An 11,831-nucleotide genomic window follows, 5' to 3' on the forward strand; every position below is an offset into this window, starting at 1 on the left:
AAAGCCGGGGAGCCCCGGCTTTTTTTACATTAATCTTTCACTGATCTGGAGGCGCACTCGTAAGTTAATAGTCCCAAAGTGTCGAAGTTTAGCAAAATAGTGTTGAACTTGCAGCTATAAGTGGCGAACACGAGACTTCGAGCATCGAACAATCAACTTTCACACTCGAATACCAGCCATCCAACGCTGAACCCACGATCGAACATCTCACAACACACGCACTCCCTACATCACATTAAAATATCTCGCATCCGGATGCGCAAAGACAATCGCTGATACGCTTGCCTCCGGCTCCATCATAAAACCATCTGTCAGCTGAACGCCGATTTCTTCAGGGCGGATCAGCTTAAATAATTTTTCCTGATCCTCAAGCTCAGGGCATGCAGGATAGCCAAATGAAAAGCGCTGGCCCTGGTATTTTGCACTGAACCGTTCCTGCATCGTAAAGTCCACAGGATCCGGGAAGCCCCAGCGGTCTCTCATCTGCTGATGCAGCAGCTCTGCGAAACCTTCTGCAGTTTCAAGTGCAAGTGCCTGAAGTGCATGACTTTCTAGGAAGCGTCCTTCCTCTTTATACTGCTGCGCTTTTTCACGGATGCCTCTGCCTGCTGTTACCGTGAAAAATCCGACGTAATCCATTTCTCCACTTTCTTTTGAGCGGAGGTAATCAGCCAGGCAAAGGTACGGCGCTCTAGGCTGACGTGGGAAGGTAAAACGTTCAATTTCCACGCCTGTGTCCGGGTGATAGATAATCACATCATCCCCTTCACTTTGTGCCGGGAAGAATTGATACACTGCTGAAGGAGTAATCAGGCCTTCACGCTTAACATCTCCAATTAAGTGATCCACTGTCTCTTTAACTTTAAGCGTCTTTTCATCTTTTTCCTCAAGAAGCCTTGAGATCTTTCCTTTTACACCAAGGTGGTGACCCAGAAGCATCTGCATATTGATATAAGCTTCCACATGAGCAACAGAATAAGAACTGATCACATGCCGCTTCGTATCATTTGGTACAAATACAGGTGCTTCTGCCACGGCCGGTTTGTCCATCACGCCGACCGGTGCTTCTCTTGCAGGGCGGGGCTCCTGGGATTGAAGCTTTTCCTGCTTGGCAAAGATTTCTTCACTAAGTTTGGCACGCTCCAGTTCATCCTGCAGCTGATTAGCCAGACTCAATCCGTTCATTGCATCTTTCGCATAAAGCACAAGTCCGTCATAATGGTTGGAAATTTTCGTATCCACAAACTTTCTCGACAGGGCTGCTCCGCCAACGAGGATCGGGACATCAAGTCCTTTTTCACGCATATCACCAGCTGTAATGACCATTTGCTGAGCGGATTTCACAAGCAGTCCTGACAGCCCCACAATATCCGGCTTTTCCCGCTCAATCGCTTCAATTAATTCAGGAGGCGTTACCTTGATACCAAGGTCGACGACTTCGTAACCATTGTTACTGAGAATAATCTCTACCAGGTTTTTACCGATATCATGTACGTCCCCTTTTACAGTAGCAAGAATGACTTTCCCTTTAGAAGAGGATTCATCCGATGCTTCCATATACGGCTCGAGGTAAGCAACAGCTGCTTTCATTACTTCGGCACTCTGCAGTACTTCAGCAACGATCAGCTGATTGTCATTAAAGAGCCTGCCGACTTCCTTCATCCCGGTCATCAGCGGACCGTTTATGATTGATAACGGCTCATCAAATGCTTCAAGTGCCTGCTCAAGGTCAGGCAACAGCCCTTCCTTTGTCCCTTCCACGACATAATAAGCAAGTCTTTCATCAAGTGTCATATCAGGCAGGTCAGAAATCGTTTCTTTTTTCTTACCGCGATAAAAGGCTGTGAATTCAGCTAACGTTTCATCTGTTGTGTCAAATAGCAATTGTTCTGCCATTTTTACTTCATCGGGACTGATAGACGCAAAACGCTCCAGCTTTTCCGTATTAACAATCGCATAATCCAGCCCGGCAAGTGTACAGTGATACAGGTAGACTGCGTTTAGCACTTCACGGCCAACCGGCGGAAGACCAAATGAGACGTTACTTACGCCCAGCACAGTCTGTGTGTTAGGGAAGGCTTCTTTTATTAAACGGATCCCTTCGACTGTTGCATTTGCCGAACCGATATACTGCTCATCGCCTGTTCCCACTGGAAAAACGAGCGGATCAAAAATAATATCAGTCGGATCAACGCCGTAATCCTCAGTCAGGATCTGATAAGAGCGCGCGGCAATCTCTAGCTTTCTTTCAGCTGATACGCCCATTCCTTTTTCATCAATCGTTCCGACTACCAGTGCAGCGCCGTATTGTTTGGCTAGTGGAACCACTGCATCAAAGCGCTCCAGTCCATCTTCAAGATTGATAGAATTGATAATCGATTTTCCCTGTGAGTAGCGGAGCGCTTTTTCAATCACTTTTTCATCTGTTGAATCGATGACAAGCGGCACTTTCACTTTTTTAACAACTTCCTGCATGAAGACTTCCATATCCGCTTCTTCTTCTCTGTCAGGATCAGCGAGGCAGATATCAATGACATGTGCGCCTTTTTTAACCTGGGCACGTGCAATTTCAGAAGCTTCTTCAATTTTCCCTTCAGCAATCAGCCTTTTAAACTTTCTTGACCCGATCACGTTTGTACGTTCACCGATCATGAGTGGACGCATAGATGGATCGTCATAGATCAGCGGTTCAATTCCTGAAACCGTATGTTGCTTTTTAGGCTTATATCGTCTTGACTCATAGTTTTTCATGACTTCAGCGATCGCGCGGATATGAGCAGGAGTTGTACCGCAACAGCCGCCTACGATATTCAGCCAGCCCTTTTCAGCGAATCCTGCGAGTTTTTTCGCGAGTGTTTCAGGTGTTTCGTGATAGATACCTTCTTCATCCGGCAGCCCGGCGTTTGGATAACAGCTGACATAAGACTGATTAATGTCAGCAAGTGAACGGATATGATCCTGCATGAATTCCGGACCTGTCGCACAGTTCAGTCCGACTGATACAGGATTCATATGCTCAACACTGATATAAAAAGAATCAATCGTCTGCCCTGCAAGTGTCGTCCCCATCGGTTCGATTGTTCCTGAGATCATAAGCGGAAGTTCTTTCCCGGTCTTCCTGAATGCATCCTGAATGCCGAGAAATGCACTTTTTACATTTAATAAATCCTGACTCGTTTCAACCAGCAGCAAATCTGAACCCCCGTCAATTAAGCCTCTCGCCTGTTCAGCATAGGAATCCTTCAGCTGGTCAAATGTAGCTCCGCCTGTAACACTCAGGGTTTTAGTTGTTGGCCCCATCGAGCCTGCTACAAAACGCGGACGCTCTTCAGTAGACCATTTCAGCGCTGACTTTTTAGCAATTTCTGCTCCGAGTCTTGACAGTTCATATGCATCTTTTGCGATGTCATACTCCTCGAGTACCACGCTCATACTGCCAAATGTATTCGTCTCTACAATATCTGCGCCTGCTTCAAAATAGGCGTCATGGATTTTCTCAAGTACATCCGGGCGGGTTCTATTCAGGTTTTCATTACATCCTTCAAGATCTTCTCCGCCAAAATCATCTGCTGTCAGATTCGCATCCTGCAGCATCGTACCCATGGCACCATCCATAATCAGAATTCTTTTTTCAAGCTGTTCAGTAAATCGCACGTTCTTGTCCCCCTCGCTTTGCCGCCTGCTCATTGGCATAGCGTGTTAATTCAGCTGTCATTTCATACCGCATAAATGGTGTGATCAAATAAATCCCGTTAAATAAATCAAGTGCTGTATCAATCAGCGATTTAGTGATCGCAAGACCTTCCCTGTATGATTTCTCCCGGTCTCCTGACACGGCAGCCATCCGGTCCCTGACCTGTTCAGTCAATTTAATACCTGGCACTTCATTATGAAGGAAGTCAGCATTTTTACTGCTGGTCAGCGGCATCAGACCGATATAGACCGGTTTGCCAAGGTCTTTGACTGCTTCTGCAGTTTCAATCAGCTTTTCTTCTGAAAATACCGGCTGACTCATAAAATAATCCGCACCTGCTGAGATTTTTTTCTCGAGCCGCTGCACTGCTCTCTCCACGCTTCTGACATTCGGGTTAAAAGCAGCCCCAATCGTAAATGATGCCTTTTCACCAAGGTCTTTTCCTGACATCGACATACCATTATTCAACTGCTGGATCATTTCGATCAGCTCAAATGAAGAAACATCATAAACAGAAGCGGCACCAGGGAAGTCCCCTACTTTAGTAGGGTCACCTGTAACTGCTAAAATGTCATGCAATCCAAGCGTATGAAGCCCCATCAGATGACTTTGAAGTCCGATCAGATTACGGTCTCTGCAGGTCAGGTGCACGAGCGGACGAACACCCTGCTCTTTGATTAAATAACCGAGTGATTCATTTGAGACCCTTGGACTTGCAAGTGAATTATCAGCAAGTGTAACTGCATCAGCACCAGCTGTTCCAAGTGCTTTCGCCCCTTCAATAAACTTGTCGGTCTGAAGTTTTTTGGGCGGATCGAGTTCAACGATCACTGATTTTCTTCTGCCAACAATCTCAGGAAGCGGCTCAGGCAAATCTTTTTCACGGGCATGCAGGACAATCTTCTCTGCCTTCTCCACTTTTTTCTCAGTGACCGGTGTGAGACCTTTAAGCGCCTGACTGAAAGCTCTGACGTGATCCGGGGTTGTACCGCAGCAGCCACCAAGGAGTCTGACACCCTGCTGCCTGAATGCTGGTGCAACCTCTCCGAAATACGTTGCATTATTGCTATATTGAAGTGAGCCTTCTGAATAGGAAGGCAGGCTCGCATTCGGATAACATGACAGATATGCTTTTTCAGGAAGCGGGACCTGTTCAAGAGACTTAATCATATGAAACGGTCCCTGCCTGCAGTTCAGTCCGACTACATCTGCACCAAGTGATTCAAGCTCAAGCAGTGCTTCAGCGACCGGCTTTCCGTTTTGCATTACACCAGGCTCCTGCACGGAAATGTGAGCGATAATCGGGATATCTGTTTCTTTTCTCGCAATCTCAACAACCGTTGCCAGTTCCTCAAAATCGTAATATGTTTCGAATAACAGTCCATCTACCCCTTCTAAAAGAAGACAGTAAAGCTGTTCTCTGAATGTACGCTTGATTTCGTTGATCTCAATTGACTGAGGCCGGAAACTTCTGATCCCACCAATTGTTCCAAGAATAAATGTATCTTCATTTGCAGCAGCTTTTGCATTTTTCACTGCCGCTGTATTGATTTCTTTTACTTTCTCTTCAAGTCCATACCTTTCAAGCTTATGATAATTTGCTCCGTAGGTATTCGTCTGTATCACATCTGCACCGGCATCAATATACGCCCTGTGAATCTGCTGAATATGGGCTGCCTGTGACAGATTTAATTCTTCAAAACACTGATCAGAACCGTATGAATACAGGAGGGTTCCCATTGCGCCATCACCGATTAGAATCCGTTTTTTCATTTCATCAAGTAAATTCATGTCTTCACCCTTCCTGATACGTACGTGTATATACAAAAAAGCCCTCTTATATCATAGATAAGAAGGCTTTAGAGTTCTAAGCTTCTTATCTTCCCTGCCTGCTGACAGGATGGATTTAGCACCTTTTCACTGTTTGTGAAGGTTGCTGAGGTTTCAACGGGCCTTTTCCCTCCGCCTCTCTTGATAAGAATCCACGCTATTCAATTAATTATGACAACTTTACAAGAAAGAGGGCTGTTATGTCAATAGAAGCGATGATAAAAGTAGTTTTAAAATGCATCAGCATATATAAAAAGACTGAATTTAAGTAATTCAGTCTTTTTAATCGTTTCGCTGCGTTTCGGGCGGACGCTGCACTTAAGTTATATTAAAAATATAGTAGAGTTTCTTCTATGAATCCCTATAAATTGAATCAATCTAACGACGTAATACCCGGCAGTCTCCATTCGATTTCTTCTTCACTGAATGTGCCCAAGAGTTTGAATGCTGTTGCTGCTGCTGATTCGTACTGAAGCGCTACTTCAGTTGTTTCTCCTGCTGCGATTGTCCATTCTGATGTTTCACCATAAGCCGTTTTTTCCTCATCCGCAAGATCAGTCAGCGTGAAATCTTCGTAAGATAAAGTGAGATCTTCTTCTCCATTATTCATCACTGTCATGTTGATTTCATATACGCGGTTCGTATCATCGAGCTGTTCAGCTACACCTGCATCAGTGACTGTCATTGTAAGATCACCGGCTGTTACTTCGTCATCAACCAGGTATAGTGATGGCTCTTCAGCTGATTCTTCGCTGTCAGCAGTTTCTTCTGTTTCTTCTGCCGTCTCTTCCTCAGTTGTTTCTTCTGTCGTTGCCTCTTCTGTTTCTGCCGGTTCAGATGAATCATCTGAACATGCTGCAAGCATAAGTGCAGCTGCCATGGCAGATACTAACCAAAATTTCTTCATATGGAATACCCTCCTGAATATGTATGTCTAAGCACAGTATGATTCGTAAAACGAAACAAATCAACCGATACCCTTTAAAAGGAAATAAGTTTAAATCTTCTCTATCTTTGCAATATTTTGTTACAATTTTTCTAAGGAGTGATTGTGATGTGCGGAAGGTTTTCGTTAGTTGAGGCTATGCATGACCTGCAGGCTTATTATCAGTTTGAAATGAGGGAAGATTTTCTATATACACCAAGCCGGAATCTTGCACCAAGCCAGTCCGCTGCAGCTGTTGTCGAGCTGAATGGCAAAAGGTATCCTGCTAATTTCAGATGGGGATTGATTCCGCCATTTGCAAAAGACCAGAGAATCGGCTACAAGACTTTCAATGCCCGATCTGAAACAGTCTCTGAGAAGCCAAGCTTTAAGAAAGCGTTCGAGTCCAAGAGGTGTCTGATTCCTGCAACGTCCTTTTATGAATGGAAGAAATCAGGGAATGAAAAACAGCCCTTTGAAATTAAAAGACGTGATGGGGATCCGATCACATTTGCCGGTCTATGGGAATCCTGGCGCAACGGGGATGAACTGATCAGAAGCTGTACTATTTTAACAACTGAACCGAATGATCTGATGGCTGAGATTCATAATCGTATGCCTGTTATTCTTGAGCATAATAATTTTGACGCATGGCTGAACCCGGATGCAAAGCTATCATCTCTGCAACAATTGCTGAAACCATGTGCAGGTGACCTGCTTACTGCAGAGCAGATTTCAGGAGAACGATTCAAAAAATCCGCTGGCTATTAAGCCTGCGGATTCCTTAAGGTTAAACACCCTGCTTTTCAAAGCGGTGCAGTTTTCTGTTTTCACCAATAACAATCAGTACATCATCTTTCTCAATTCGATCCTCACCGCTTACCGCCACAATTAAATCATGATTTCTATATATACCGACAATATTACAGCCGAACCGGTTTCTGACGTTCAATGCAGCGATGGTTTTCCCCGTAATCTTCTGGGTCGCTTTCATTTCCACCATTGAGTGTTCTTCTGAAAGTTCAACATAATCAATAAAGTGTTTTGAAGCCAGTCTGTGTGCAATCCGCCTTGCCATATCTTTTTCAGGACGGATGACACGTGTAGCACCAATCTTTTCAAGCACTTTCTGATGATAAAGACTTGAAGCTTTTACCCAGATCTCTTTTACGCCCAGATCCGTTAAAATAATCGTAGTCAGGATACTTGCTTCAATGTTTTCACCGAAAGAAACAACCACCAGGTCAAAGTTTCTGATTCCGGCCTGAACAAGAAGCTGTTCATCCTGTGCATCACCATGGATGACATGTGTGGCAATATCAAAGTATTTATCTACTAACTCTGCATTGCGGTCCATCGCAAACACTTCTGCACCGATTTCATGGAACTCTTCGACCAGATGTCCTCCAAAACTGCCCAGTCCGAGTACTGCAAATTGTTTGTTCATGTCAATCCTTCTTTCTGTCTAAGCGCTTCTAATACACAATACGGGAAAGTTTATCTTCAAGATTATTAATAAAGGTAAGCTTTTGTATCATATGAACCTGGTGAAGGAAAGGAGCATGCTCCGGCTTCACACCCGTTATTGTACACGCTGTTCCAAACAGTGAAAAGCTTTTTATCATTTTTATCATCTCTTCAACACCTGCAGCATCCATCACTCCGACAGATTGCAAGTCGATGATGACCTCATCGATATTCTTCACATAAATGTTATCTAAAATACGCTGCTGATTCTGATGGATGAGTGCGACAGTTAAATCCCCGAACAATGGAATGAGAACAATTTCATCTGTTAATTCAATTGCAGCGGTACTCAATTCCCCAATTCTTTTCAAAGATTGCTCAAGCTCATTCTTTTTCAAAATCAGCTCCATATCGCTTTCTTCAAGGCGGCGCTTATGTTCTGTTACTTTCCCCATCAGCTGCATGAGACGGTGATCCTCCTTCTGAAGCGCTACGGTGGCGAAGGTGTCATCCCAGGTCATCAAAACAGAAAAGAGTGAAATAGCACCATCTATCGTCACTAAATTCAGCTCAATTTTTTCAGAATGCTTATCCTGCATAAACCTGACAGCTTTTTCACGGCTTTCATCATCTACCCAATCGAGAAATGAAGCTGCATGTCCAAGAAGCTTCTCAGTTTTCTTTGAAGATTCTATGATGTTTAAAGCATGGTCAATGATTACCACAGGCATAGGCATGGCATCAAGGTGGATCAATGTTTATTTTCCTCCTTCAACGCGAGCAGCCATCCATGCAGACAGTTCGCTTCCTTCCTGAATAATCGTCACTTTTGAGTCATCTGCTTTATCTAACAGCTGATCCGGCAGTGAAAGGAAACGGCCGCCGATTAACAGTTCAGTCTGTTCAAATCGTTCCATCAGCCTTTGAATATACGAGGGTACTCTTTCACCCTGTTTCAGCATACTGGCCGACATTCCGATAACATCAGGTTCCCATTTTACTGCCATCGTCAGCACAAATTCTACAGGCAGATTAGCTCCCATCAGCCGGACTTCATAACCGTTTTCTTCAAAAATCTGTGCAATCATCCGGATACCCAGGTCATGCTCTTCTTTTTCAACACAGAAAAATAATGCACGGCCCTGATCCTGCGGTTTATTTTGAATTCTCGGCAGGAGCACTTCATGTTTATAGCGGGCAAGTGTGAAATCACATGTAGTTGTAGCAAGGTGCTCGTCTGCAACTGAAATTTCATTCTCCTGCCACTTTTGTCCGATCTCGACCATTGCCGGTGTTAACAGTCCAAAAAAAATATCTTTAGTGGAAGTTCCCTTATCCACTTCATTTATTACATATTCCCATGCTTTATCCTGATCTCCATCAAGAAGCACGTCTGTGAAGTTCTTTACTGTTTCCATTTATTGATCACTCCTTATTATTCGAGTGTCTGACATCTATACAAATTCTCGTTGTTCTGAAAAGGAAAGTCAACTATTCCACATTCAGGATTGGGAGGAAACAGTCTGCCATTCACCTCTGTACATCGTTACTTCCTGCAATTCCACGCCAAGTTCTTTCGTGAAGCGTTTGATTTTCTTGACCTCTCCAGGTGTTACAAAGGATAACACTGTTCCTTTTGCACCTGCCCGGCCGGTTCTGCCTGAGCGATGAATATACTGATCAAGTGATTCAGCAGCATCCATATGAATGACATACGTTACTTCTTCTATGTCGAGACCGCGTGTGGCAAGATCTGTGGCAAGCAGCAATGGCAGTTCACCTTTTCTGAACTTTCTCATCGCTGTGGCTCTCTGTTCCTTCGTCAGATCACTGTGCAGCGCAGCAATTTCCAGATTTTTATAGTTCAGTTTTTCAGCTGCTGTCATGACATCAAGTACTTCCTGCATAAAGGCAAGTGACTTTTCCTGCTTCATTGCATCCATTCTTACCATCCGTCTGATCATATCCACTTTTTCACGATTTTCACAGATCATATACTGATGACGTATATCACCCTGCTTAATGTCTTCACGTCCGACTTTTATCACTTCCGGTGACTTCATGATACCTTTTCCATCTTCAATCACTTCTTCAGGAAGTGTCGCTGAAAACATTGCCAGCTGCCTCTGATCCGCAAGCGTACTCTTAATGATCTGACCGATCGATTCTTTATGCTCAGGTAAAAGCAGCTGATCTGCTTCATCAAGAATGACTGTCCTGATTTCATGTGTTTTTAATTTCTTTTGTTTAATCAGTTCAAGGATCCGTCCAGGGGTCCCGACAATGACGTGCGGCTGCTTTTTCAGTTTCTCAAGCTGCCTTTTCGGGTTAGCGCCTCCTATAATAGAAGCGGATTTCATTCCTGCTTCTTTTCCCCATTGCTGAAGAACATCAAGGATCTGCATCGACAACTCTTTTGATGGTGCCAGAATCAATGCCTGAGGAAGTTTCTGGTCTGCGTTCAGGTTTTCAATCAGCGGCAGGACATAGGACAACGTTTTACCTGTTCCTGTAGGTGATTCCGCAATCACGTCTTTTCCTTCTGTTAATAGCGGAATGACTTTTTCCTGTACAGCTGTCATATTCTCAAATCCTGATTCATTCCATTTATTTAGTGTTTTTTCAAGCATCTTATCCACTCTCCGTTCATCTCATTGCTTATTATTGTACCATTTTCATTTAATTTACGCATGATGGAGAAAATCTCTGCTAAATGGGGAATAGATGAATATATCAGAAAGAGAGGAGCTTACATATGAAAGAATTTTTCAGTTTATTAAAAGGGGGAAATAAACCCTCCCTGCTTGCAGCAATCGTTAATTCATTTATCGGAGTATTGAAAATGGTGGCCTATCTGCTTACAGGCAATATTGCAATGTTTGCAGAGATGATGCACTCATTTGGTGATGCAGCAAATCAGCTTTTTGTTTTCATTGGATCAGCTTTATCCAAAAAAGCACCGACACCAAGGTTCCCAAACGGATTTGGCAGGGTCGTTAATCTGGTTTGTCTCGGTGCAGTGATCATTGTCGGTATACTTTCTTATGAAGCCATTAAAGAAGGCATTCACCACCTTCTGCATCCGGCAGAAACAACCGGTCTTGCTATTATTCTTAGTGTTTTAGGAATCGGTGTTGTCCTTGAACTGTTTGTATTTTATAAAGCCGGTAAAGAAGTTCTTCATGAGGCAGGTGTTGAAGGGAAAGGTTTAGCTGTTTTTACTAAAAGTGTGACTCACCTTAAACAGGCAAAACCAGCTACAAAGCTTGTCTTTATGGAGGATTTTGTCGCAACAAGCGGCGGAGTTCTTGCAATGATTGCCGTGCTGATTGCTCACTTCACAAGTTTTGTACAGGCTGAAGGAATCGCTTCAATTATCATTGGACTCATGATGTTCTATGTTGTTGGACGGGTATTTCTTGAAAATGCACGTGGTGCGATTGGGGAAACTGATGATGAAATGCGTGTTCATATCAGCAGAATCATCATGAAGGATGAGCATGTCAGAGACATTAAAAGGTTGCATGTAGTCAAAGAAGGAGAAAGCCTCCATGTAGATGCAAAGATTGAGGTTGACAAGTCAATCTCTATTGCTGAAGCAGATGATATCAGGGATCGCCTGAAGCTGTTAATTTATGCGCAAAAAGGTGTTTCTGATGTTGTTATTTCTTTCGATGAAGATAACCTGAAAGCCGATTGGCAGCCACTATAACAGCTTTAAAATGAAGCTGACTGTTGATCTCCTCTGCGATCACCAGATGTGCTAAAACAACATTGCACTTTAACATAACCAAGATAATAAAAAAGTCCACAGTTCAAAGTGAACTGCCCCCCGTCAAGTAGACAGTGGAAATAATAAAAGTGATTTAAGCGGCTTTCGCTCTATATTCTATAGGGCTGAGGCCGTTTAATCGT

Annotated in this window: 9 protein-coding genes and 1 riboswitch; of the genes, 2 read left to right on the forward strand and 7 right to left on the reverse strand. The window is 43.7% G+C overall.

Annotated elements, in window-relative coordinates:
• Nucleotides 1-225: 225 nt before the first annotated feature.
• The 3 genes from metH to JOD21_RS18000 all read right to left on the reverse strand — a co-directional run bounded on the left by metH (nucleotide 226) and on the right by JOD21_RS18000 (nucleotide 6,431).
• Nucleotides 226-3,687 (reverse strand): methionine synthase, encoded by a 3,462-nt coding sequence (gene metH, locus JOD21_RS17990; protein ID WP_204730907.1) that lies wholly within the window; start codon nucleotides 3,685-3,687, stop codon nucleotides 226-228.
• On the reverse strand, nucleotides 3,641-5,485 hold the full coding sequence (locus tag JOD21_RS17995; RefSeq protein ID WP_204730900.1) for a bifunctional homocysteine S-methyltransferase/methylenetetrahydrofolate reductase: 1,845 nt from the start codon (nucleotides 5,483-5,485) through the stop codon (nucleotides 3,641-3,643). The genes metH and JOD21_RS17995 overlap by 47 nt, the downstream gene beginning before the upstream one ends.
• 82 nt (nucleotides 5,486-5,567) lie before the next feature.
• A riboswitch (SAM riboswitch) is annotated at nucleotides 5,568-5,675 on the reverse strand.
• Nucleotides 5,676-5,897: 222 nt separating this feature from the next.
• On the reverse strand, nucleotides 5,898-6,431 hold the full coding sequence (locus JOD21_RS18000) for a DUF4352 domain-containing protein (protein ID WP_204730901.1): 534 nt from the start codon (nucleotides 6,429-6,431) through the stop codon (nucleotides 5,898-5,900).
• A 147-nt stretch (nucleotides 6,432-6,578) separates the two neighbouring features.
• Here JOD21_RS18000 and JOD21_RS18005 point away from each other — a divergent pair, with 147 nt between their 5' ends.
• Nucleotides 6,579-7,220 carry an SOS response-associated peptidase gene (locus JOD21_RS18005; protein ID WP_204730902.1) on the forward strand — a complete coding sequence of 214 codons (642 nt, stop codon included), beginning with the start codon at nucleotides 6,579-6,581 and terminating at the stop codon, nucleotides 7,218-7,220.
• 19 nt (nucleotides 7,221-7,239) lie between these two features.
• Here JOD21_RS18005 and JOD21_RS18010 read toward each other — a convergent pair whose 3' ends face one another.
• From JOD21_RS18010 to JOD21_RS18025, 4 genes are all read right to left on the reverse strand, one after another.
• Nucleotides 7,240-7,896 carry a potassium channel family protein gene (locus JOD21_RS18010; RefSeq protein WP_041121977.1) on the reverse strand — a complete coding sequence of 219 codons (657 nt, stop codon included), beginning with the start codon at nucleotides 7,894-7,896 and terminating at the stop codon, nucleotides 7,240-7,242.
• Between the two features lie 28 nt (nucleotides 7,897-7,924).
• On the reverse strand, nucleotides 7,925-8,671 hold the full coding sequence (locus JOD21_RS18015) for an STAS domain-containing protein (protein ID WP_041121976.1): 747 nt from the start codon (nucleotides 8,669-8,671) through the stop codon (nucleotides 7,925-7,927).
• A gap of 3 nt (nucleotides 8,672-8,674) precedes the next feature.
• Nucleotides 8,675-9,334, reverse strand: coding sequence for a cobalamin B12-binding domain-containing protein (locus JOD21_RS18020; RefSeq protein ID WP_204730903.1), 660 nt, complete (start codon nucleotides 9,332-9,334; stop codon nucleotides 8,675-8,677).
• An 84-nt stretch (nucleotides 9,335-9,418) separates the two neighbouring features.
• Nucleotides 9,419-10,546, reverse strand: a complete 1,128-nt coding sequence (locus JOD21_RS18025) for a DEAD/DEAH box helicase (RefSeq protein WP_204730904.1) — start codon at nucleotides 10,544-10,546, stop codon at nucleotides 9,419-9,421.
• Nucleotides 10,547-10,671: 125 nt separating this feature from the next.
• Here JOD21_RS18025 and JOD21_RS18030 point away from each other — a divergent pair, with 125 nt between their 5' ends.
• The gene (locus JOD21_RS18030) at nucleotides 10,672-11,628 is read left to right on the forward strand and encodes a cation diffusion facilitator family transporter (RefSeq protein ID WP_204730905.1); all 957 of its coding nucleotides are present in this window, start codon (nucleotides 10,672-10,674) and stop codon (nucleotides 11,626-11,628) included.
• Nucleotides 11,629-11,831 lie beyond the last annotated feature (203 nt).

The sequence above is a fragment of the Jeotgalibacillus terrae genome, from assembly GCF_016908195.1.
GTDB classification, from domain to species: Bacteria; Bacillota; Bacilli; order Bacillales; family Jeotgalibacillaceae; genus Jeotgalibacillus; species Jeotgalibacillus terrae.

Excerpts from the sequence above, each read along its gene's own strand:
- metH (WP_204730907.1), bottom strand. The coding sequence starts at position 3,687 with ATGAGCAGGCGGCAAAGCGAGGGGGACAAGAACGTGCGATTTACTGAA.
- JOD21_RS17995 (WP_204730900.1), bottom strand. The coding sequence starts at position 5,485 with ATGAATTTACTTGATGAAATGAAAAAACGGATTCTAATCGGTGATGGC.
- JOD21_RS18000 (WP_204730901.1), bottom strand. The coding sequence starts at position 6,431 with ATGAAGAAATTTTGGTTAGTATCTGCCATGGCAGCTGCACTTATGCTT.
- JOD21_RS18005 (WP_204730902.1), top strand. The coding sequence starts at position 6,579 with ATGTGCGGAAGGTTTTCGTTAGTTGAGGCTATGCATGACCTGCAGGCT.
- JOD21_RS18010 (WP_041121977.1), bottom strand. The coding sequence starts at position 7,896 with ATGAACAAACAATTTGCAGTACTCGGACTGGGCAGTTTTGGAGGACAT.
- JOD21_RS18020 (WP_204730903.1), bottom strand. The coding sequence starts at position 9,334 with ATGGAAACAGTAAAGAACTTCACAGACGTGCTTCTTGATGGAGATCAG.
- JOD21_RS18025 (WP_204730904.1), bottom strand. The coding sequence starts at position 10,546 with ATGCTTGAAAAAACACTAAATAAATGGAATGAATCAGGATTTGAGAAT.
- JOD21_RS18030 (WP_204730905.1), top strand. The coding sequence starts at position 10,672 with ATGAAAGAATTTTTCAGTTTATTAAAAGGGGGAAATAAACCCTCCCTG.